This window comes from Paenibacillus xylanivorans (genome assembly GCF_001280595.1).
GTDB classification, from domain to species: Bacteria; Bacillota; Bacilli; order Paenibacillales; family Paenibacillaceae; genus Paenibacillus; species Paenibacillus xylanivorans.
Genome location: NZ_LITU01000068.1, coordinates 21,156 through 44,284 on the forward strand (window position 1 = coordinate 21,156; position 23,129 = coordinate 44,284).

General features: G+C 46.8%; 16 protein-coding genes. 1 reads left to right on the forward strand and 15 read right to left on the reverse strand.

All coding sequences use genetic code 11. From position 1 onward, the window contains the following. The 6 genes from AMS66_RS33920 to AMS66_RS18665 form a co-directional block, all read right to left on the reverse strand. Window positions 1-1,075: extracellular solute-binding protein (locus AMS66_RS33920; RefSeq protein WP_330219332.1), on the reverse strand; the 1,075-nt coding region annotated here is incomplete at its 3' end. 62 nt (window positions 1,076-1,137) lie between these two features. Continuing rightward, entirely contained in the window at window positions 1,138-2,034 is an 897-nt protein-coding gene (locus AMS66_RS18645) for a carbohydrate ABC transporter permease (RefSeq protein ID WP_053782228.1), read from the reverse strand. Between the two features lie 12 nt (window positions 2,035-2,046). After that, window positions 2,047-2,973: an ABC transporter permease gene (locus tag AMS66_RS18650; protein ID WP_053782229.1), complete on the reverse strand. Its 927-nt coding sequence runs from the start codon at window positions 2,971-2,973 to the stop codon at window positions 2,047-2,049. Window positions 2,974-3,017: 44 nt separating this feature from the next. After that, window positions 3,018-6,101, reverse strand: a complete 3,084-nt coding sequence (locus tag AMS66_RS18655; protein ID WP_053782230.1) for an alpha-mannosidase — start codon at window positions 6,099-6,101, stop codon at window positions 3,018-3,020. A 44-nt stretch (window positions 6,102-6,145) separates the two neighbouring features. Then, window positions 6,146-8,350, reverse strand: a complete 2,205-nt coding sequence (locus AMS66_RS18660) for a hypothetical protein (protein WP_053782231.1) — start codon at window positions 8,348-8,350, stop codon at window positions 6,146-6,148. A 166-nt stretch (window positions 8,351-8,516) separates the two neighbouring features. Continuing rightward, complete coding sequence (locus tag AMS66_RS18665) at window positions 8,517-9,662, reverse strand: GntR family transcriptional regulator (RefSeq protein ID WP_053782232.1); 1,146 nt, start codon at window positions 9,660-9,662, stop codon at window positions 8,517-8,519. Between the two features lie 307 nt (window positions 9,663-9,969). Here AMS66_RS18665 and AMS66_RS18670 point away from each other — a divergent pair, with 307 nt between their 5' ends. Then, window positions 9,970-12,024 carry a GxGYxYP domain-containing protein gene (locus AMS66_RS18670; RefSeq protein WP_053782233.1) on the forward strand — a complete coding sequence of 685 codons (2,055 nt, stop codon included), beginning with the start codon at window positions 9,970-9,972 and terminating at the stop codon, window positions 12,022-12,024. 207 nt (window positions 12,025-12,231) lie between these two features. On the opposite strand, the gene AMS66_RS18675 is transcribed toward AMS66_RS18670, so the two are convergent. From AMS66_RS18675 to AMS66_RS18715, 9 genes are all read right to left on the reverse strand, one after another. Next, on the reverse strand, window positions 12,232-13,371 hold the full coding sequence (locus AMS66_RS18675; RefSeq protein ID WP_201782196.1) for a glycoside hydrolase family 76 protein: 1,140 nt from the start codon (window positions 13,369-13,371) through the stop codon (window positions 12,232-12,234). Window positions 13,372-13,553: 182 nt separating this feature from the next. Further along, window positions 13,554-14,441, reverse strand: coding sequence for a carbohydrate ABC transporter permease (locus AMS66_RS18680; protein ID WP_053782235.1), 888 nt, complete (start codon window positions 14,439-14,441; stop codon window positions 13,554-13,556). 10 nt (window positions 14,442-14,451) lie between these two features. Next, a complete protein-coding gene (locus AMS66_RS18685) occupies window positions 14,452-15,393 on the reverse strand; it encodes an ABC transporter permease (protein ID WP_053782404.1) in 942 nt (313 codons plus the stop codon). A gap of 110 nt (window positions 15,394-15,503) precedes the next feature. Then, window positions 15,504-17,141 (reverse strand): extracellular solute-binding protein, encoded by a 1,638-nt coding sequence (locus AMS66_RS18690; RefSeq protein WP_053782236.1) that lies wholly within the window; start codon window positions 17,139-17,141, stop codon window positions 15,504-15,506. Window positions 17,142-17,360: 219 nt separating this feature from the next. Next, window positions 17,361-19,013, reverse strand: coding sequence for a sensor histidine kinase (locus AMS66_RS18695; protein ID WP_053782237.1), 1,653 nt, complete (start codon window positions 19,011-19,013; stop codon window positions 17,361-17,363). After that, on the reverse strand, window positions 18,982-19,737 hold the full coding sequence (locus tag AMS66_RS18700) for a response regulator transcription factor (protein WP_053782238.1): 756 nt from the start codon (window positions 19,735-19,737) through the stop codon (window positions 18,982-18,984). The genes AMS66_RS18695 and AMS66_RS18700 overlap by 32 nt, the downstream gene beginning before the upstream one ends. A gap of 250 nt (window positions 19,738-19,987) precedes the next feature. Then, on the reverse strand, window positions 19,988-20,869 hold the full coding sequence (locus AMS66_RS18705) for a carbohydrate ABC transporter permease (protein WP_053782239.1): 882 nt from the start codon (window positions 20,867-20,869) through the stop codon (window positions 19,988-19,990). Between the two features lie 15 nt (window positions 20,870-20,884). Then, window positions 20,885-21,775 carry a carbohydrate ABC transporter permease gene (locus tag AMS66_RS18710; RefSeq protein ID WP_053782240.1) on the reverse strand — a complete coding sequence of 297 codons (891 nt, stop codon included), beginning with the start codon at window positions 21,773-21,775 and terminating at the stop codon, window positions 20,885-20,887. Window positions 21,776-21,827: 52 nt separating this feature from the next. Next, on the reverse strand, window positions 21,828-23,102 hold the full coding sequence (locus tag AMS66_RS18715) for an ABC transporter substrate-binding protein (RefSeq protein ID WP_053782241.1): 1,275 nt from the start codon (window positions 23,100-23,102) through the stop codon (window positions 21,828-21,830). Between the last annotated feature and the right edge of the window lie 27 nt (window positions 23,103-23,129).

The following is a 23,129-nucleotide window of genomic DNA, read 5'->3' on the forward strand; positions in this document are numbered from 1 at the left end:
TATTGGTGATAGCCGTTACGTTGTTCCCTTGAATACCAAGATCCACAGGCCGGCTCGGGTCAACATCTGCCCGCTCTAATGGTCCAACCGGGATGTAATCGCTTCCAGGATGTGAGGTAACATATTCTTTGGAGGCATCCAAAATGGCCGGATAATGTGCAGCTAGGATGGCAATGCGTCCTTGATTGATTTTTTCCTTGGCGATGGGATCCGTCTGGGTAAAGGCTTCAGGGTCCATCAGCCCTTCTTCAACCAGTTTACGATAGAACAGTGTGTATTCTTCATAACCTTTGGTGAAAAAATTATGTTCCACCGTTCCGTCACCTTTGTCTACATAGCCTGCTCCCGAATAGAACATGGTGTTACCGATGCCCACGGACCATCCGTTACTGAAGCCACCCAGCGGAAAAACGGGTTGGCCGCTCTCCTTTAGATTGGCATCCTTGATTTTTTGAAGGAAATTATAGAAATCTTCCTTCGTCACGACAGACTGTGGATCAACGCCGACTTTCTCGGCAATGTCTTTGCGAACATAGAAGCCATACAGCCAATCCATACCATCTTCGTTCGTCGCGGGCTGATTTTGTAAGAGTAAATATTTCTTACCGTCATACGCATCTATCGCTTTTTCATATAGTGCTGGTGGCACATTCTCTTTCGCAATGGATTTGGCCAGGTTCGGATAATCTCCCAATTTATCGGATATATCGACCAGCTGTCCTTCTTTGGCAGCCTTGATGATCCCGTCCAGCTCGCCTCCCCATGCAGGCCCGGTGTAGATATCCGGCAAATCCTGTGTAGCGAAAATCTGGTTCACTTTCTCCGTCTCGCTGCCTTTCGTATATTCCCACTCCAGGGTAACGCCTGTTTTCTCTTTGATCACTTCCTCCACAGGTGTCATTCCATTATCCGATCCGCCTGAGCCATTCCAATTGTGCAATATTTTGAGTTTACTACCGCTCTCCCCTTCTGCACCTTCCCCGTTCCCTGAAGAATCCGTGCAGCCGCTCAGCAAACCTCCAACCATAATGGACACGAGCAATATGGATACGCCTTTCGACCAAATGCTGTTCAAACCAATCGCCTCCTTGAATATATGATCTCGATCAAGCTCTAGCAATTTCAGGTCAGGATGATCTACCCTTTAACCGAACCGATCATAACCCCCTTCACGAAATATCGTTGCAGAAACGGATATATACATAAGATCGGAAAAACCGTAATGACAAGCAATGCCATGCGAAGTGATTCAGGAGTTGCTCCTGCCCCGCCGACACCACCAACCGTCTGTCCACCTTGCTGTGCTGCACGCTGCATCGAATTGGATAGCGCCTCTGCTTCTGTCAGCATTTCTTGCAATAGGGTCTGCACCGGGATCAAATCTTTGTTAGATACGTAATAAGCGCCCGAGAACCAGTCATTCCAGTGGGCTACCCCAATAAAAAGCGAGATGGTTGCCAGTACCGGTCCGGAGAGAGGCAGAATGATTCGCACAAAGATTTGAAAATCTCCATACCCGTCAATACGGGCGGATTCCTCCAGCTCTTCCGGTATGCCTTGCAGAAACGTTCGAATAATGATGATGTGCATGAAGTTAAACAACATAGGCAAAACGTACACCCAGAAACTATTGATCAGATGCAGCTTTTGGAGTGTAATGAAGAACGGAATGAATCCCGCACTGAAAATCGTGGGCAAAAAGATGTAAAAGGTGAAAAAGGAGCGACCTGGCAATGTTTTTTTGGAAAGTGCATAGGCCATGAGTGTACACAACACAACGTGGAGGAAGGTACCCAGCACGGTTCGCATAATCGTAATTTGATATGCCTTCCAGATTCGTGCGTTATCGAATACCTGGGCATAGTTATCCAACGTGAATTGGCGGGGAAGAAAATAGATCGCCCCTTGCATCGAATCCTTACCGTCATTCAGTGAATAAGCCAAAATGTAAATAAACGGGTAGATCATGGAGAATCCAACCAAAGCGAGAAAGGTATAGTTAAGTACCGAGAATAAGGACCATTTTCGTCCCATAAGGTCACCTCCTTAGAACAGGGATACATCACTGACTTTGCGGGCAATGCGATTGACGGTTACAACCAGAATGAGTGCGATAACACTTTGGAATAGTCCGACAGCTGCAGCGTAACTGAGACGCCCTTCTCGAATCCCGGAGTTAATGGCATGCACGTCCAGTACACTGCCCAGGCTTGCGGTCGCTGGTCCATTCAGGAGAAGCAGTTGTTCATAACCCGCACTCATCAGACTGCCGACGGCAAGAATGAATAATATGATGGCTACATTGCGGATACCCGGAAGCGATATGTGCCACATCTGCTTGAAGCGTCCTGCCCCATCCATCTTGGCAGCTTCGTAGAGCTGCTGATCGATACCCGCAATGGCGGCCATAAAGATGATGGAATTCCAACCGATGTTCTTCCAGATGTCCGATCCGATGATCATCTGATAGAACCACGTTGGATTGTTCAGGAACTGAATCGACTCTGCTCCGAACGACCCCAACAAGTCATTGACTGGACCGCCGTAAGGCGTTAAAAGCCTTTGCATCAGGGTGACCACAACGATCCATGATACGAAATAAGGCAAGTAGGAAAGGGTTTGAACCGTTTTTTTGAATTTGATCATTCTGATTTCATTTAACAGGAGTGCAAGAACAATCGGCATCGGAAAGCCGATCAGCAGTTTCATGAGACTGATGATGATCGTGTTACGGATGATGTCGCCGGATTGGTAATAATTGAAGAACTGTTCGAAGTACTTGAGGCCTGCCCAAGGACTTCCGGTGAAACCGCCAACGAAGTTGTAATCCCTGAAAGCAACCTGGATTCCATATAGCGGTACATAGGAGAACAGGAAAAACCAGACGATGCCGGGCAACATGAACAAATAAAAGAGCTTATGCTGCCAAATTCGCTTCATCAATCGATTGTTGCTCTCTCGTGTCTTGATCACATTCCCACCTCTCCTTTCTTATAAGGGACGGAGAACCGCCCCAGCTATACCTGTCTTATCTTCAATCGTACCGTAATAATTTCAAATGGCGTGAAGGACAGAACGATTTCGGATGCTTCTGTAATTGCAACTGGTGAAATGATATTTTCCATAAGATCCGTCGTCCAAGCCTCTTCTACCTGGAATCCAAGGTGTAATGCCGTGCTGGCATGGGTTCCCGAAGTTTCATACAGACGGACGATGATGTCGTCACCTTCTTCGGCTTTTTTGACGGATTCCACCATGATGTGCGGATGATCTGGCTGAAGAAATGCTTTGGAATACGGGAGCTTACCGTTATGCTTAGCAGATACAGATGATAAGTAAACCGCACGAAGCGGGATGTTCAGTTCATTCCCTTTGCGATAGATTTCAGCCTGAACATGATTGCCTTGGTGCGGAAATAGCGAGTAGGTGAACGTATGATCCGCACGATCCGCTTCCGGATCAGGATACGAACTGCTGCGCAGCAAATTCAGATCAAGCACGTTATCGATGGCTCTATGCCCATATTTACAATCATTAAGCAGGGCGACTCCATAATCCGGCTCAGATAGGTCAATCCACTGATGAGCACATATCTCATCCTTGGCGAAGTCCCACATGGTATTCCGATGGGTCGGTCTGGTCAAACTGCCAAATTGGATCTCACAGTGAACCTGGTCTGTACGGATATTCACCGGGAATGAAGTACGAAGCATTTTCCCGTTCTCTCTCCAATCCACGGTCGTCTCGAAATCAATGCGTCTGCTTCCTTCTGTCATAACGACAGTCTGGATCAGAGATGATTCTCCATAGTTATATTCGAAGACCAGCCCGATTTTGGGACCATCACGAAGCTCACGAATGTTATGAAGCGTTAATGGCATACCTGTATGCACTGAATAGTCATGACTGAAATCCCAAGCATCTCCTTCGTCGGGATACACACGAAGTGCATTTCCCGGATGACCTTGCGGAATGACTTCACGAGCTTCTGACTTATCTTGGATGGAAATGATGGCTCCGTTCGGATCAAACCTCACGATGAAGGTGTCATTCTCCACGAAGCGCTCGTCAGCAGAAACCTGCAATCCCGAATCCCTTATTCCCGGAACCACCTCAGTGGAGGATGCGATTTCATCTATGGCACCCTGGTCCACATGATCAGCTATCACGGTATATCCCATGGATGGAACCTGAATTTTGCGCCATCTTCCATTCGTGTGAAGCCACTCCTGCCGCTCCCAAGGTAATGAATTGAATATCACCATGGAGGAAGCGGATGAGGTATCAACACTTGATGAGATCTGATCTGCTAAATGGCTGTAGGTTTCGTTAATCATTTTTTCTGTCTGCTCCAAAAGTTCTTCGTATCGTATGAGTGACTCATCGTACACTCGCTTGATTGAAGATCCAGGAAGGATGTCGTGAAATTGATACAGGAGGACTTCCTTCCATATCGTTTCCAGTGTCTCGGACGGATAAGACTTGCCTAGCTGTGCAGCCCCAAGTACTGAGGCGAACTCCAACTCGCGCAGCGCCTTCTCCATCTTGCGGTTATACCGCTTGCTTCGGGCCTGACTGGTCAGGGTTCCTTGATGCTTCTCCAGGTAAAGCTCACCGCGCCATGTCTGGAATCGTTCACGTTCTTCATTCAGCCGTTCGAAAAATTTCCACGAAGGTTCCTGTATGACAGGGGACAAGCCAAGCAGGTTTTTCTCCCGTGCCAGCCGCTCCAAATGTTCCTCACCTGGCCCACCGCCCCCATCTCCTATACCAAAGAGCATCAGTGCATGGCTGGATACATTTTTGTCCAGGTATTCCCGCTCAGCTTTGACGATCGAACGCGGAGCTGCCGGACTGTTGTAGGTATCTTCCGGTGGCATATGTGTTAATACTGCTGAACCATCAATCCCCTCCCACAGAAAGGAATGATGGGGATGTCGGTTATACTCACTCCAGGAGAGCTTCTGGGTCATCATGTAATCCACACCGGATTTCTTTAACAACTGGGGTAAACTTGCCGAGTAGCCGAATACATCGGGCATCCAGAGCGATTTCATTTCCAGGCCAAATTCCTGCTGGAAATAACGCTTACCATACAGAATCTGGCGTACGAGTGATTCACCGCCAGGCACATTGGTATCCGACTCTACCCACATGGCGCCCTGCGGTTCCCACCTGCCTTCATGTACCCGTTCCTTGATCTGATCATACAGCTTGGGATAATGCTGCTTCATCCAATCGTATAGCTGCGGTTGGCTCGCTCCGAACACATAATCGGGATAACGCTCCATCATGCGGAGCACTGTTGAGAACGTTCTAGCTCCTTTCCGGATCGTCTCACGGATCGGCCATAACCAGGCCAAATCAATATGGGCATGACCGACAGCGCTTAGGGTTAAAACCGGATCTCCTCCCTGCATGATCAGCTGTCTATCCAGTCGTTTCTTCGCTTGCTCGACATGATCTTCCGAAAATTCTGTCAGCTGCAATGAAATGTCATAGAGCGTCTGAAAAATTCTCTCCTTACGAGCGGATCCGTCAGGGAGCTGCTCTGCCGTTTCCAAAAGCACCTCGGTATCATAATAGAGAACCCGAATATCCTCCCGGCAGTAGGCGATGACGGCCTCTTTCAATGTTCCTCCCCGATACTTACCGAACAGATCGTTATTGCCTGCATCTGCCCACACTTCAATTTCCTGTCCGTTCACAAACATCTCATGGAGCTGCACAACTCGTTTACCAGGGAGACCTAATGAAAAATCAAACTCAGAGTTAATGGTAGTCAATCCCTGTATCGGTGAGCCTTCGTGGTCAACCAGACACAGCTCACCGCTGACATCCAACAAGAGGACCGCATTCTGATGTCGTTCGCCTGCCTGAAGACGGCCTGCAAAATGGAACCAGGCACAGTCCCATAAATCCCCCCATTGTTCTCCTTGCGTGAGGGTCACTTTCGTACCGGACATCCGTTCTTCGTATGATACGGGCTCTGGGGTAACCCATGCCGTCACTTCCAACTCGGCAATCGGCTCATATATGGCTTCCCGAAGTTTGTTTAACATCTGTTTTAACCGTTCAGGCCTTATCGGTTCGTATGGCATGCTAGTGTACTCCTCTCTGTTACATCAATCAGGTTTTATAAAAATTAGGAAGTCCAGCGTACAGAAACCTCTGCCTTGTTCTCGTCACCATGTTCGTACTGAAGAAGCACAGTCTTCGAATCTGGGTTCCATTCCCACACAACGGGTACCGTCCGCTCTTGAACGACATATTGGGCAGATAATGGTCTGACCTTGCAGTACAGCCTCGCCGTTGCCTTCATGTTGGCAGGACCTTTCGCAACAAATCGAAAACCTGTGGCAGACTCTGACAGACCTTCTATTCGGGAGGAAGCAGCAATGACAGATATTTTTCCATCAGTTGGACGACCCGCTTTAATATCGTAAAGCAGGGCTTGCTCTCCCGGTTTTAGAGCCACCTGACTCAGAACGGAGAGCTCTGAATCAAACAAATCCACCATCGGACCTGGAATAATCACCCGCTCTTCGCTGACCGACTCATCCAGAACCGATACGATTAGATAAGGACCTCGTCTAATTTTGAAATATGGCTTCGATTTCCACTGTAGTTCCGGTCCGTGAAGGGTCTCCAGCGTTTCTTTAACGGATTGGCGCAACCGATCCGCCCCTGCCTTGGATAAAGTGAAGTCAGCCGGATGTTCATTCAGCCAGCAAACTATCCCTTTTCCAACCTTATTGATCCCTTCCCTCTTATCTTTCAGACCTAGCTGCTCAAACAAATGTGCTCGAGGAGAGTTATACGCCGGATCTGACTGCCCTTCCTTGCGGTCAGGGTTCCACCATGCACGAATATTATGATACGGATCGCTGTCGTCGCCAACGTAGATTAACGCTCCGCCATCCTGTACCCACTGTGCAAGGGCATAATGAATGTCCGGATACTCCGGTTTGATGAATTCATAGCTTAGTATGAGCACACGATAACTTGCCAAGTAACCCGGATATCGCCTTACATTATCCAGTTGAAGTGGTCTCACGGAAATACCGTGTTTCAATAAAGGCAGTGTAAGTCCATAAAAAGGAGAGAAATCAAGCATCTCGGTATCGCCATCCTCTTGGAATCCTTCTGGGTCTGTGCCATCGTATTTACCGGCATGGGGTGCATTGGGGTCTGGCTTCATTCGTTGAAACATCGCTGAGTCTGCAATAAAAACGCCAACTTGTAATGGTTCCTCTGCTGTTTCAACCACATCCTGATCCATGTTACCAAGGGTGTGCATGACTTGAAGCAACGTTGTGGCATAGTCTGACGGAATTTGCTCCTTGCCAGAGCCGTCCTCGGATGGGTAAGTACCTTGAAGGATTCGTCGAGGCCAAGGTGAGACTTCATAATGGGCGACCCCGGGGTGCAAGAGTGAGGCAACTACAGTCTTTAAATAGTTCTGTCGGTAATCGGCCCAGGTATAATTCGGGTTATCTTCGATCGGATCATGCAAGAACCACATTCGTCTGTCCGTACCACGAACCAGTTCTTGCATTACGCCATATTCAAGGTAAGCGGTTTCAAATGTGCGTTCCTTACGCTTCCCTTCATACACATTGGGGGTTCGGGATGTCCCGGTCCAGATCTGTGCAATGTACCCGTCGATGGAAGGCAGCTCTAAGAGCTGAGATTGTGGACTGACAATTCGCCACTGTGTGTAATTAATCAGACTATGGGTCGGAACATAAAAGCGAAGGACACGACCATAACGTTTTAACGCGTAGTCCTTCATCTCAGCACATAATCGGTCCAGGACGCGTGTATATAAATACGATTTTAATTTGGAAGCTCGAAATTGTGCATCTGGCGAAGCATGTGGTGGAATCCAGTGTTCTTTGTAATACAGCCGCCATTCCCGTTTAAAAGCTTCCGAATAGCCTCCGTTTACCCAGAATTCAGGTTCCTCCAGATGGATGGCCTCTACACCGGCGTCAACAGCGAGACGTATTCGCTCCGCTATATAATGGCCAAAGGAAATGGTAGGCACCATGTATGGAATAACCGGTTTGTCCCCATGAAGAATCATGTTCCCCTGACGGTCCGTTTGAGCTTCATCCCAATGCGTTTCGCCATCAATCTCGCCATCGAGATAGTTGTTGTAGGTCCCCCAGGCAACTCCTGTCATTAGATGAACGATATACCCTTTTTCTTTCCACTTCTGAATGCGTTCCTGCATCGACTCGTCAATCCCGTAAACCATTACAAAGTCAGTCTGCAGATCATAGTCGGCATGATAAGGAGCGGATTCTTGAAATCCGGTACGCTCTTCCTTTCGATCACGTGCCATCTTCTTAACCTCCCCAAGCTTGTCTTTGATTTGGGTTGCAATGTATGACTATCCATGATTTTCTAAACTATAATATTTGATATGAATATATTTAATATGTTTTTATACAAACATAAAAAAACCTTCTCCGCTTCTCTACGGAAAAGGTTTTCTTTTCTTGTGAAAATTAAGCTTGAGGAACCGTTCCGGTGGTTTGACGTACGACCAGCTCGGGTTCAATCAGCATTTTGCTATAACTTTTCGCTTCCCCTTGACCACGCAATACTTCAAGTAATTTAACAGCCGCCTGGTATCCCATATCCCGCTCAAACTGCTTAACATGGGTAAATATACTGAATTCCTCCACGATCGAGGTGGGATCATCGAAGCTTACAATCGATACATCTTCAGGCACTCGAAGCCCTGCTTGCTTGGCCATTTGGTAGATTTGCACACCCAACCTGCCGTTAAGCGAAACATAGGCTGTGACCATTCGATTTTGGATATATCGATACAAGGGGTGGGCCTCCGCTTCCTTAAGTTCACTTAACGGTTGGAAATCCGTAATCATATGAGCAGGATTGATTAACGCGCCTTTGCCCTTTAAAGCCTCAATATAACCTTCGATGCGCTCCTGAACCGTGACCGTCTGAAGGGGAGAATCCGAGCAAATAGCGATATCCCGGTGTCCAAGCTCCCATAGATGCTCTACAGCCAGCCTCGTGCCCCGTCTACCATCTGCCGCAATATAATGTGTCTCGACCCCGGGCAAATAACGATCCATCAGTACAAAAGGAAAACCCGAGAGCTTCATGCCGAGGATCTCCTCGTTGTAGTTCTCTTCATCGACAGGAAAAATTAACAGACCCTCTGCCCCAAGTGCCTTCATCTCCTTGATGACGTCTTTCTCTTTATCCAGCTTGCCATGAGTAAACATGATCATGCTGCGATATCCTTCCTCGCGCAGTGCTTGCTCAATTCCCTCAACGAGCCGGATGGCAAAATAATCATGAATTGAAGGCATAATGATGCCAACCATTCCATTAGAAAGTATACCTTCTCTGCCTTTCAGCGTGGTTGCTTGCGATAATATCGAAGCGCTATCCGCTTCTTCTGCTACAAAACTGCCTTTCCCCGGCACACGCGCAATTAACTTTTCATTTGCTAATCCGGTCAACGCATTGGCAACCGTAATTTTACTGACCTGAAACTGATCCATCAGTTCCTTCTCTGTCGGTATGCGATCACCGGGTTTCATATTTTCTGATGTTATGATATGTCTGATATAGTCCTGAATTTGTTGATACAACGGAATTCGATCATTTGTACTCATTTTGATCACATCACCAATTCATTCATAATATTTGAGATATATAATATATCCTTTCACATGCAAGTGCAATAAACAAGCTAAGCTTATCTGCAGTTGCAAAGATCATCCCCCTAGTATCATCGCATTTAAATTGCCTAATTTCCAGGAATGATGGGAACTTTTGTCGAACCCCTTGTAAAATTATATATGAATATATTTAATATGTGTTGGATAGAGATGTGTTGATCAGCTTTCGGCCGCAAAAGGAGGATGGGTATTACGGAGGCACACGCTCTAATTACTGACTATAACAAGGAGTGAATCCGCCATGGCTCGTAGATTCACGATTCTCTGTTTAGCCTTCCTCTGTGCTTTCTCATTAACCGCCGGTGCAGCTTCCGCTTCGGAAACAGATGTACAAACAGCAAAACCTGATGGCTCCAAACACCGTGAACTGCCAAGTTTCAAAAAGCCGAAGCATTTGGATGCAGCCGACATCTATGATGCGCCAGGTGACATCAAATTGTTGCTGGGAACTTTGCAGGGAATCGTTAACAGGGAACAACCCCGAATCTATCTCATCGAATCCCAGGAAGAAGGGAAATTGACCTGGCTTAAAGATATCAACGTGCCTTACACTCTTCATCAAGATTATTGGGAGGTGTTCTCTGCTTATCGCAGCGAGGTCAAAGGCATGATCGTATATGATCCCGAAGTACCTGATACGATCAATGTTGCAACCACGCTCGCAGGACTGAAGAATGCTGTTGTTGCCAGTCCTGAGCTGGCAGTCAAATTGTCCAAAGCGCCATACAAATTGAAGATAATTGATGATCTGCGGGGTAAATTCAATAGTCGGATGGATGCTTATACCTGGCAATATGAGAATCTGTGGAAGAAAACGACTCATCAGATGTTAGTCGGACTTGATCCGGATACAGCGATTCGCATCCCTTCCGGGATGCCAGAATCATTTGTTACGATTGCGGAGGAAAAACAGCAGATCCGGGATGCAAGCAACCGTGATACGTATTCCCTGGACCTCTCTTCACTCCTGGGGGAAACTTCGGTATATTTGCGATTTGATGACGCCTTCACTCAGGATGGCTGGGGACCAGCTGTGCATGAGATTACTGTCAAGGCTGATGGAGAACAGATTGCAAAATTTGTCGTAGGAACACCTGAAGAAGAATCATTTCTTTACGACAGACAGAATTCCAAGGTTAGTGAAGGTCAAGGCGGCCACCGTTTCGCTGATAATGGCAACTATTTTGTATATGAATTCAGTCCACCTGCGGGAACTCAGAACCTGACGGCTGAGGTGGATATGTGGAACCAGTACAAAGTATCAGCGGGTAATATCCGTCCACTCTCTGCTGAGCAACGGGAGCCCTATGCCTATTTAAGAGATTATGCTGTCGCCAATAAAGCGATGGTGTTCTGGCTGGATTCCAATGTGCCTGAGCAAAAAGCGCTCTTCGAGAAGATCATGTCTGACGTAAAACCGGGAACTCCCTACCTCGGCTGGTTTAGCAATGATGTTGAGGGTGAGTTTAGCTCCGTTGAGATTGCTTCACGTTATGGTGTCTACGTTCTCGCTGCCGACTGGTTCAGTAATCTGACCGTTTTCTCGGGAACCGAGCCGAAGTTCACCCCGGTGAAAAAATCTGCGCGACCTGCGCTGGAGAACAAAATCTATGTAACGTATACCTTTACGGAAGGGGATAATTTTCAGTATAACCAGCATCGCATGCGTGTGATGTGGGATGATCCAGCCAGGGGTAAGGTTCCGATCAACTGGACTTCGAGCCCGCTTCTCTACGAGGGTGCACCTGCGATCCTGAATTATTATGTGAACACCGCAACACCGAATGATCTGCTGATCGCAGGACCATCCGGTGCAGGATACTTCTATCCGGGGGCATGGCCGGACTCAAGCTTCCGGCAATTTTTGCAGCAGACCGAAAAGTATATGAAAAAGACAGGCATGACGATCCCTTATGTTTTGAATCGTGTAGACAGCGAGAATGTACCTCTCACGCCATTTAAAGCAAGCGCTTATGAGAAGGATTATAAGGCACCCGGTTTATTCATTAGCTATGAAGATAACTATGGTGTTGAGATTGTTGGCGACAGTCTGCCGATATCCACGATTCGTGGGATAAGTACCGTGCAGGACGGATTACAGGTGCTAAATGACGCAAAAGCGAATTGGGACGGCAAGTCCCCGTTGTTCGTTTCTCTTGGATTGCTTGCATGGAGCACGACCCCATCCGATGCCCTGGCGATCACGGAAGAACTCGGATCGGAATTCAAGGTTGTTCGTGCAGATGACTATTTCTCCTTAATACGAGAAAGTTACCACTTGCCTGCTAGCAAGTAATAACGATACTTACAGCGAATGTGCATACGCATAAAAGCATCGTAACCCCGAGATGTCGGGTACGATGCTTTTTCTTATGGTGGAGCCGGGTGCAATTACAGATATCATAAGTCAGCAGCGTATATTCTATCTCTCTGAAAGATTATACGCTGCTGACGCTGACTTCTAACGATTGTTATACCGTTGACGATCCTCAATTTCAAACAGCTACTTCTTCACTGGTTTACCTGATTTATCTGGCTTATCTGGCTTATCCACTTTGCCTGCCTCCAGTTTTGCAGCTCCTTCCAGCAGAAATACTCCGCTGAGCTGAGCGGTAAGGTCGAGCGGGTTCTGGGCGGGTTTGCCCCAAGCCTGACCGAATAAACCGGTATCCCGGCTGCCCTTCAGCAGGGCGTCGGCATTGCGGTAAATCGCCTTTTTCAGGCTCTTGTTATGCCCGGTTTCATACAACTCAACCATATAGCGAATCAATATGCCTTTGAACAAAGCACCATCCCCGTCGCCGTCCTCTTTAAATATGCCCGTCTTCTCATCCGTTAAGATCTTCAAAGAACCGGCTGCCGTTTTCTCGGCATCATTCAAATACGCCTTCTCCCCCGTTATTCGATGGAGCTCCACCCCCGCTCCGATAAACGTGCCTTGATTATACGTGAATATCCATGCTTCATTCACATCCAGTGTGCCATCCTCCCGCAGCACCAAACCATCCGCTACCAGGCCCGTTTGCGGATTAACCAGATATTGTTTCTCCCAATCGTATATTTTCTTGGCCCATTCCAGATCCCCAGCATCTCCAAAACGTTCATACAGCCTTGCAGCCAAGATGGCGGCAGGACCGTTGGAGCACGCATTTCGATTATCACGCTGATCCTTTTTCCAAGCCATACCGCCAAGCTCATCTTCCCACCAGGCGGTCTTGATGTCATCCCACAACTCCAGAACGTATCCTTTCATCTCTTCACTGCCTGTTGCATCATACAGGCGAAGCCCGGCGAGTGCGAGCCATTCCATATCATCGTAGAATTCATTGTAAAGTGAGTCGTTGCGTGCAATGATACTGCGAACAAGTTCTTCTGCACGCTCCGTGTACGCCTTATCTCCTGTACGTTCGTAACCGTCCACCAATGCATCGACCGCATGAGCCTTCCACCAGTAATTCAAGGCATGGTCCCCTTCAGGCGTTGATGGATAAGCATTATTCATCATTTTTGATGCATCGTTCCAGTAGTATTCATGCAGCTTCTCTTGCGACCACTGTGCCTGATCGGCATAGCGATTCTTGCCGCCGCTTGTTGCCCCTATGGTGGTGACCAGAATAAGACTGAGCACCAACGTAAGGCTCACTATTTTCCTTTTGCTCATCAGATCCATTCCCTTCTCCAGTCGACGTATAAAGAACGGTTCACTCGTAAAACAGGGACAATCACTCGCGCTCCAGCTCAGATTGTCCCTCTCCCGTAACGCGGTGTTCCTTCACCCCCTTTCGAATTCCCAAGCAGGACGGCTAATGATGCTGACAGCCCGAGCTATTCCTTCACAGCCCCCAGAACGATGCCGTGGATTAAATAACGCTGGAGAAAAGGATAAATCAGCAGAATGGGAATCATGGATACCAGAATTTTGGCAGAATTCAGCGTTGTATTGGAGATTTTGTTAAACTGCTGCAGCTGTTCGACCGAAAGATTCTGCATCTGATCACGTGTGAGGCTGAGCCGCTGCAGATAGGTCTGAAGCGGTATTTTGGAGCTGTCATTGATTAGAATGATGCCGTCAAAGAAATTGTTCCAGTGCCCAACAATGACGAACAGCATAATGGTTGCCAGACTCGGCATGGAGATGGGAATGAAGATGTTGAGCAGAATTTTAAGCGGACTGGCACCGTCAATGAATGCGGCCTCCTCCAGCTCCTTTGGAATCCCCTTGAAGAAGTTCATCAGGAGAATCACATTAAAGACAGGAACTGCCCCCGGCAGAACCAGCGCCCAGATGCTGTTGATTAACCCCAGATTGCTGATCACCATATACCAGGGAACGATTCCACCGCTGAAAAGCATCGTAAACACAATAATCCACATATATGTGTTTCTCGATCTGAATTGAGTGACACTTCGTGATAATGGGTAAGCCATCAGGATGGTCAAAATCATGTTGATTGCTCCCCCAAGCACTACCCGCTCGACGGAAATGAGAAAAGCTTTCCAAAACTTCGTATCATTCAGAATCTGCCCATACGATGAGAAATTCAGCTCCACTGGAAAAAAGTAAACCCGGCCTGCATTAACAGCCGTGCTACTGCTGACGGACACCATAATGGTATTGACGATCGGAGCCAGGGACATGAACGTAATCAAGATCAATGCAAACATAATCAACAGGCGGGATAGCCTGGAGCCGAGCGATTTGGATTGAATCATGCTAACCCTCCTAGAAAATTCTGTACCCCGCATACCTCGAAGCCAGCCTGTAGGAAATTACGATCAGAACAAAGCTGATAACCGATTTCATCAGTCCAATTGCTGTTGCAAATGAATATTGCATGTTGATCAGACCCATACGATACACAAAAGTATCAATAATATCGCCTGTTTCATATACCAGCGGATTATACAGGTTAAACACTTGATCAAAGCCTGCATTCAGTACATTGCCAAGACTTAGCGTGCCCAGCAGGATAATCGTCGGGAACATACCTGGCAATGTGATATTCAACGTTTGCTTCCAGCGACTTGCGCCGTCCATTGCAGCGGATTCGTACAATGCGGGGTTGATCGCCGTTAATGCAGCCAAATAGACAATAGTCCCGTAGCCAAATTCCTTCCACGTATCGGTTACAATGAGCAGCGGCCTGAACCAGTCATTGCTCGCCAGAAACATAATCCGCTCCAGACCGAAAAACTCGAGGAAGTTGTTTACCATGCCATCGAAGGAAAAAATCATGGTTAGCATCGTGCCCAGAACAACCCAGGACATAAAATGCGGCAAATAGACAACGGTTTGAATCGTGCTTTTGAAAGCCTTCAGACGCACCTCATTAAGTAGCAGCGCGAATACGATGGGTACAATTAACCCTAGAACAATCTTCCCGACTGCGATAACCAACGTATTCACAAAGATCTGCTTCGCATCCGGCAGTTGAAACATATAAGTGAAATTGGAAAGCCCTGCCCACTTGGACCCGAATATACCTTTGGCGGGAATGAACTTTTGGAATGCCATCACAACCCCGAACATCGGCACTATAGAGAAAATGAACAGCATGATCATGCCTGGCAGCAGCATAAAATGATAGGTCATTTCGTCAAAGGCTTTTCGTTTCTTTTTCCTCCGGTAACGCACTTCCCGCTCTTGATTAACGGTTGTTTCCATTTGCGCCATTGTCCTTTCCACCTCCATCATGCCTAATTGGACAGGCTTTATCGGCGAAAGCCCGTGCGGAAGTCCACTATCAGGCTTCCGCACCTAAGCTCACGCAATCGTCATCTGTTGCTCATCTCGTTGACTTCTTCTGTAATCTCATCGCCACCCGTACGCTTCCAAGTGTCGACAAACTTATCGAATTCATCTACAGGGGCTTCCCCCATAATGATCTTGAGCATAGTTTCCTCTTCGAGCTTCTGCAGATTCGCCCACTTCAGCTTCATCGTCTCGGTTGTTCCATAGAAGCCTGCTGGGATCACTTCCAAATTCGGGTTGTTCGCCTCACGCTGTCCCTCGATCCGGGAGAGGTATTCACCGTAGGTGTTTGCATCGATCGCATTCCCTTTCTCTTTGAACTCTTGATAGGCTTTGAAAGAAACCACTCGATCTTCCTGAACAGCGGAAGCATCTCCGGCCTTATCCGCCTTGATCAGATCATCGTAATAACGCTTCAGCACATCGTCATAATCCACTTGCATTGGAATTTGGGTAGGATCATTGTTCCACCGGCTTGCATCGGTCAGCAACTCGTCGGGATGCTCATTCTTGTAATTGATCGCGTCCTCCGTTAAGGAATACAGGAAATCCGTTGTTAAATTAACTGATTTCATAATCGCTTCAGGATGCGCAAAATCCTTCTTCACAACGACGATACCACCGCCCACCGGATCCTGCCGAATCGTCTTGAACTTGCCATTCTCATCCACAGGTGCAGATATGGCAACCCAGACTGCTTCAGGATCTTGCTTAATGGAATCCTTGTAGTTGGTGTAGCCGATCCACCATGGGTTAAACAGCATTCCGGCCTGTCCGTTGATGACGAGGGCTTCCTTCTCTTCATTCGACCGGACAGCAAACTGTTTATCGATCAAGCCCTCTTTATACATCGTGCTCAGCTCTGTCAGCGCTTGCTTCACTTCTGGCTGAACAGACCCATATTCAACCTGACCGTCTTTCTGTATCCAGTTCATTGGAAAGGCACCGTGTGCAGCGAAGATTGGTGTAAAGTTCATGGCATTGGAATCCATCACCATGCCTACTGTCTTGCCTGTTCCCGATACGTCCTTCTCCACAAACGTTCTGGCGAGATTCCATACATCCTCGACAGTTTCCGGCAGCTTCGCGCCCACTTTATCCACCCAGTCCTTCCGGACCCACAGCAATTGGTGCTGGTTTCCGATATTCGTCATGGGCAGACCCATGATTTTGCCGTCCACCTTTACCTGATTCAGCAGCAAGTCTCCGTAGGAGCCATAAATATTTTTAACGCCCTCGGATGCTGTCTTCTCGTATACCTCCGTCATGTCAGCAATGAGATCGTTATCCACCAATTGATTAAATATTTCGCGGCTGACAAGCATTACATCCGGCAGATCGCCTGTAGTCATCGAGAGTGACAGCTTCTGATCCATATCATCTGTTTCCCAAGCAACCTTGGCCGTGACGTTCACCCGGTCCTCTACATAGCGTGTAGCCAGATTGTCTTCAATGGTATCGCCGGAAGGCAGGTTGTTCACATGATTGGTATTCCGGCCAATCGTAAATTCAACGGGAGTCTCATATTTACCGTAAGGTTCATAGTCCTGTTCTGAAATTTGCGGTTGTGCGCTCTCACTATTGCCCCCGGTACATCCGCTGAATATAGCCATCATCATGCTGCCAATCAGCAGCGTAGCCATGGTTCTGCGCTTGTTCATCCTGTCATCCCCTTATCTGATTTGCTATTGATAACCAAATTGTATGCGTTTACAAAAATGGCGTATATGCCACATTTTTCGGATATGTATCACTTTTTTTATGACCTCCTATTTCACTTCGATTCTCTGCATTAAAAGATCCTAACAAGAACAAAACAAGCGGTTGCCACAGCAACCGCTTTAGTACTAACGCTATGTTTTTAGTATACGTCCACACACTCATGAGGCAGGAAGGACAATCGACACTTCCGTTCCGTTGCCCGGTTCACTATGAATCACAAGCCCGTAATCCCGCCCATAATACAGCTTAATTCGGTCATTCACGTTCCGAACACCACATCCGCCGTTCTCCCCGGTTAGCAAAAGCGCCGTCTGCACTGGCGTCATGCCTACACCGTTGTCACGAACAGTTAATTTAATCCTCTCTTCTACCCGGCTAACCGCAATGTGAATGCGATAATTGATTGCATCTGTCTCCACAAAACCATGCTTGATGGCATTCTCCACAATCGGCTGCAAAATAAAATGAATAACCTCGGTATGTAATACCTCGTCATGGATATGGTAATCCACGTCAAATCGGCCATCGTTCATAATGAGCTGCAAATCAAGGTATGCCTTAATATGCTGGATCTCAGCCTCGATCGTAGCCATATGCCTTCCCTGGTTTAGTGTTGTTCTATAGAAACGGGCTAATGCCGATACCATATAACTCGTCTCGATATCCGCCTTTTTCTCGGCCCTCCACCGTATAAATGAGAGGGTATTGTACAGAAAATGAGGGTTAATCTGACTAATCAACTTGTTATACTCACTTTCCTTCTTGGCAATTTCGGCGTGATACACCTGGGAGATCAGGCTGTTGATCCTTTTCAGCATTTTACCGATACCGTTAGTCAGCTCACCGAATTCATCCCTGGATGAACTTCGGATAATTACATCCAGATTGTTCCGCTCCACCTTGTCCACCTTGTTCTTGATATGGATAATTCGTTGCGTAAAGTTATTGGAAATGACATAAATGAGCAGGAAGGTAATGATCAGGCTGAGGATGATGACAAACAGCGTAATTTGAAAAATGCCCATTGCATTTGCATACGCATTGGTATTCAACAGATTATAGTGAATTGTCCAGCCATTGTTGGCGAGCGAGCGGCTTAGACTCAGATCACCAGCCCTCCCACCTTTTGACCCGGTGGCCACAGCAGCACGATCGTGGTTTTTCTGGAAAATCACTTGCTGCTTCGCGTCCTCAATATGAACGGCTACATGTTCCGACAGATTGTCCAGGTCTGCAAAGATGCTATCATGCTGAATAGAGATTACCATAAAGTTGCTGTCTTTCGGATTGCTGATCAGTTCCTGAACGAGATAAAGCTTCTCCCCATCCACAATCCAGCGTCTGCCCCGAAATCCGTCATACCATGGCTTGCTCTTGAGATCCCCAATAGGCAAAATATTATTGCGAATTCCCAATAGCTCCCCGGATGTATAAAAGGTAATGGCTTCAATATTATCGTCCATCAACCGGATGTTCGAGATCAAAGGTTCCAGAATGTCCCGGAAATCCAGGTACATATTATAATAGTTTTCCTCGTAGTCTTTCGTAAAGATCTGCGATAAGTCCCGATTAAGCACCATGAACTCACTCAGCGTATTGTACCGGTTAATCTTATAATCCATAATGCTGGCCACCTGCTCCAGACTCGCTTCAGCTTCACTCCGCAACTCCTTCATCTGAATGCGGTAGGACTGAATGAAGGAGAGCAGTCCAAGCAGAAGAATCGGAATGAGTGCAATCACCAGATGGGACAGCAGCAGCTTGTTACGGAACCTGATATCATTGAATTTGCTCTTGATCCATCCGATCATGAAGCACCCCGCACTCTCTGAACTGTAACGGACTGACGCCGAACTTGATTCTGAACAGCTTGGCAAAATAAGAATGATTGTCGATGCCAACGGCCCCTGCAATATCATTGATTTTCATGTTCGAGTGAGCCAATAGATGGCTTGCGCGCTGCAAGCGGTAATCAGATAAATATTTCGAGAAGTTCTCCCCGGTCTCTTTTTTAAATAAAATGCTCAAATACCCCGGAGACAAATACACATCGTGAGCAGCCTCGGACAAAGATATATCTCTCTGATGGTTATCCTTCACATAATCCTTCACCTGTCGGATGACCTTCGATTCCATGGATTCCGGTTCAGGACCTCCGCCATAAGGACGGATCTGCGTGATATCCTCCATCACCTGAAGAAATTCTTCCCTGACCAGTGGCTTGAGTAAATAATTTACCACACCCAGCCGAATCGCACTGCGCGCATATTCGAATTCATCATAACCACTGCAGATGACAATCTTTACATTCTGCTGGGTCTTTCGGGCTTGTTTGCTAAGCTCCAGCCCGTCCATCAGAGGCATTCTGACGTCAGTGATGAGGATGTCAATCGCGTTTTGAACCAGAATCCGCTCTGCTACTTTGCCGTTCTCGGCTTCCAATACTTGAAAGGGAAACCCGTAATGAGAGATCAAATCCTTAATGCCTTCTCTTTGAACGCACTCATCGTCAACAACAAGAACATTAAACATCATGACATCTCCTTTGCAAGTGAAGTGAAGAAAACTTCAGGGTGGAATATCTTATTATCCATTGGTATGCCAGTCATATGGTAGTATATCATAGATTTTGGAAAGGGCTTTCAAAATGGTTTTTTGCTACTTTTTAAGACATCGAGATCAGTGATTTAAGCGCCCAGCGAAATAAACATATCATATGAAAAACAAAAAGAGCCGCCATATGGCGACTTTTTCCGTGGTGATCGTTTACGTGTAACCTGTACGCTTACCCTTTCACCGCACCCAATGCAACGCTGCCTATAATTTGTCTGGAGAATATCGCAAAGACAATGATAATAGGTAAGATCGAGATCGCAACACCCAAATACAACAGTCCATAGTCCATTCCATAATATCCTTGCACCAGTGCAACGAGCACTGGAAGCGGATATTTATCCAGGGAGAAAAACAGGACGAGCGGCGTGAGGAAATTATTCCAAGAACCGATAAAGGTGAATATGCCAAGGGCCGAAATGGCCGGTCCCAGAATGGGCAGGACAATCTGATTAAATGTGCGAAACTCCCCTGCACTATCCACACGTGCAGATTCGATGATTTCGTCCGGAATGCTGCTCTCCATGAATTGTTTGATAAAAAATACATTAAATGCATTCGCTGCTGCAGGCAAAATGATCGCTGCATAGCTGTCCAGCAAGCCCAACGTACTGAACAGACGATACATCCCGATTAGTGCGAGCTGCCCAGGCACCATCATGGTAGCAAGCAAAAACAGGAATAGCCAGTTGCGACCTTTGAATTTGAACTTGGCGAAGCCATATGCCGTTAGGGAACCGATATACAAGGATAACACCGTAGACGTTCCGGCAATGAAAAAGCTGTTGGCAAACCCGCGCCAAATATTGATTTTGGAAGCCATGTTCATATAATTATCCACCAGGAAGGGTCCGGGCAGAAATGTAAATGTCGATGCAATCGTTGCATTGTTATGTGTGGAATAGATGAGCATGAGATAAAATGGAATGATACAGATCACGGCGAGGCTAATCAAACACAGATAAATAATAACTTTGCCCAGTGTCAGACGCCTCACAGTATCGTATTGCTGTAGAGTGACTTTTTGTTGTTCGACTGGTTTGACGGTTTGCATTTCATTTCCCCCTCCCTAAGCACGGCTCTTGCGCTTCGTCATCATGAAGGATACTACCGATAGCAGGATAATGATGATGAACAGACAGAATGCAATGGCCGCCCCATAACCAAAACGTGTACTTTGAAATGCCACATTATACAGATACATAATACTGGTCATGGCTGCACGATCCGGACCACCCGTTCCATTTGTCAATGTAAACGGCTGATCGAAAATCTGAATGCCCCCAATAATGGACGTGATCATCTGAAACAGAATGATTGGGCGGAGCATTGGAACGATGATATGGATGAAAATATGTTTCTTTTTCGCCCCATCCATTTGAGCAGCTTCCTGCAGAGCGGGATCAATACCCTGAAGCCCGGCAAGATAGATGACCATGGAGTAACCAAAGTATTGAAAGAACAGAATGGATGAAACGATCAGTCGCATAAACCAGGGATCATTTTTCCAGTTAATTGGATCATCGATGAGTCCAATTTGAACGAGAAAATGATTCAAACCACCGGACTGCCAATCAAAGATCAGACTCACAAGTAGACCCAATGATGCAGCGGTAACGATATTGGGAAAGAAATAAACTGCTCTGAAAATGTCTCTTCCCTTAAGCAACTTATCATTGAGGATAAAGGCAAGTACAAGTGAAACGGTAAGCTGTGGAACTACAGAGACGCCCCAGATAAAAAGGGTATTAAATAGCGTCTTATAGAACAGAGGATCTTGTAGAACCGCAACATAATTACCTATTCCAACAAAGTCGGGCGTTGTGATCCCGTCAAAGTTGGTAAAGCTGATATAGAGCGAATACAGGATTGGATATAGCCCAAAAATGGCGAAAAGAATGAAAAACGGAGCAATGAAATAGTATCCGTAGTGGTCTTTGCGGATTGACTTGGCAAACATGATTTGTACCCCCAGTCATCGGATGATTAAAAGGCATTCGCTTACTTCTAAGCTAATCCACTTCCAGCTCCGGAAATCTCAATTTGACATCACGTTTTATTCGTTTCACGGCTTCTTCTTGGGTCTGAATGTCGTTATTGAGATACAACTGGAGTACATTTTTGAAGATGTCATTGTTAATGATTGAATCATATTTGGTTCGCTCATATACAGGAACCTGCTTGGCCGCTTCCGAGAAAAACTCAAAATGCTTCTGCCCTCCCAAATACGCTGAAGATACAGATCCAGCAAGCTGATCGTTCACGACCATGTTGCTTGTGAAATAGTCCTGTTCCTTCGCAAGCCCTGACAGAAAATCATGATCAAAGTTATAGAACTCAATAAACTTCCAGGCCAGATCCTTTTTGTCACTTTTGCTGTACATCGCAATATAAGTTCCACCGGCACTAAAAGCGGTTGGCCCCGGCGCGAGACCCCATAATCCTTCGGTATCCGGGGCGTTCGCCTTGAAAGTGTATTGCAGTGCCCAGGTAGCTCCCGGATAGAACATCACCTGTCCTTTTTGCATGGAAGCCGCATATCCGGCACTACCGTCATCCAACTCTGCAAGTACATGCCGCTGACGAGCTTCGCGCACAAGGTCAAGCACCTTCATGTAGGTAGGGTCGATGACTAAATTCCCATCCTTAACCCAAGGAATACCATCATATGAATTGGATATTGCATTCCAGTTGGCAAGAGCATGAACTTTATTTCCACTTTGCTGCGCTACCCTCTCTCCAATCTCGAATATCTTCTCCCAAGTGTCAATCTGCGGCGCTACCTTCTCGGGATCGTCAGTACCCAAATACTCTTTGGCCAAATCTCTCCGATAATAAATGCCTCCAGGCGTTCCCTGATAACCGATCGCTCTAATATTTCCTTCGCTATCCTTCTCATTAGCCTGCACAAAAGCATACTGCTCTGGAATCAGTTCATTGGCGTTATAAGGTGCTTCCGATAAATTCTCCAGATAAGGCACATCAATCAGCTCTCTTATATTTGCATTCTCGATCATAAACACATCCGGAGCCTTGGAGGTTGTCTGTAGTGCGGACTTAAGCTTCGTGATGTAGAAGTTACCCGGAATATTGACAAAGTTCACTTTAATATCCGGGTACTTCTCTTCAAATTTTCCAATAGCGTAACCCGCTTCATCCGTAAAACTCCATACCGTAATCTCCTCCTGCTTGGGCTGGTTCGCTCCACCCGGCTGGCAACCGGACACCATCATCACTGCGCTTACGAGTGCAATCATAGAGATATGTTTAAGCTTAAACTTCTTCATAGGCCCCCTCCTTCAAAAAGGAAACGC

What these genes read in the sequence shown, in the direction of transcription:
- AMS66_RS18700 (WP_053782238.1), bottom strand. Translation starts at nt 19,737, where the DNA reads ATGATGTTTAATGTTCTTGTTGTTGACGATGAGTGCGTTCAAAGAGAA.
- AMS66_RS18690 (WP_053782236.1), bottom strand. Translation starts at nt 17,141, where the DNA reads ATGAACAAGCGCAGAACCATGGCTACGCTGCTGATTGGCAGCATGATG.
- AMS66_RS18670 (WP_053782233.1), top strand. Translation starts at nt 9,970, where the DNA reads ATGGCTCGTAGATTCACGATTCTCTGTTTAGCCTTCCTCTGTGCTTTC.
- AMS66_RS18665 (WP_053782232.1), bottom strand. Translation starts at nt 9,662, where the DNA reads ATGAGTACAAATGATCGAATTCCGTTGTATCAACAAATTCAGGACTAT.
- AMS66_RS18655 (WP_053782230.1), bottom strand. Translation starts at nt 6,101, where the DNA reads ATGCCATACGAACCGATAAGGCCTGAACGGTTAAAACAGATGTTAAAC.
- AMS66_RS18715 (WP_053782241.1), bottom strand. Translation starts at nt 23,102, where the DNA reads ATGAAGAAGTTTAAGCTTAAACATATCTCTATGATTGCACTCGTAAGC.
- AMS66_RS18660 (WP_053782231.1), bottom strand. Translation starts at nt 8,350, where the DNA reads ATGGCACGTGATCGAAAGGAAGAGCGTACCGGATTTCAAGAATCCGCT.
- AMS66_RS18705 (WP_053782239.1), bottom strand. Translation starts at nt 20,869, where the DNA reads ATGCAAACCGTCAAACCAGTCGAACAACAAAAAGTCACTCTACAGCAA.
- AMS66_RS18645 (WP_053782228.1), bottom strand. Translation starts at nt 2,034, where the DNA reads ATGGGACGAAAATGGTCCTTATTCTCGGTACTTAACTATACCTTTCTC.
- AMS66_RS18710 (WP_053782240.1), bottom strand. Translation starts at nt 21,775, where the DNA reads ATGTTTGCCAAGTCAATCCGCAAAGACCACTACGGATACTATTTCATT.
- AMS66_RS18685 (WP_053782404.1), bottom strand. Translation starts at nt 15,393, where the DNA reads ATGGAAACAACCGTTAATCAAGAGCGGGAAGTGCGTTACCGGAGGAAA.
- AMS66_RS18695 (WP_053782237.1), bottom strand. Translation starts at nt 19,013, where the DNA reads ATGATCGGATGGATCAAGAGCAAATTCAATGATATCAGGTTCCGTAAC.
- AMS66_RS18680 (WP_053782235.1), bottom strand. Translation starts at nt 14,441, where the DNA reads ATGATTCAATCCAAATCGCTCGGCTCCAGGCTATCCCGCCTGTTGATT.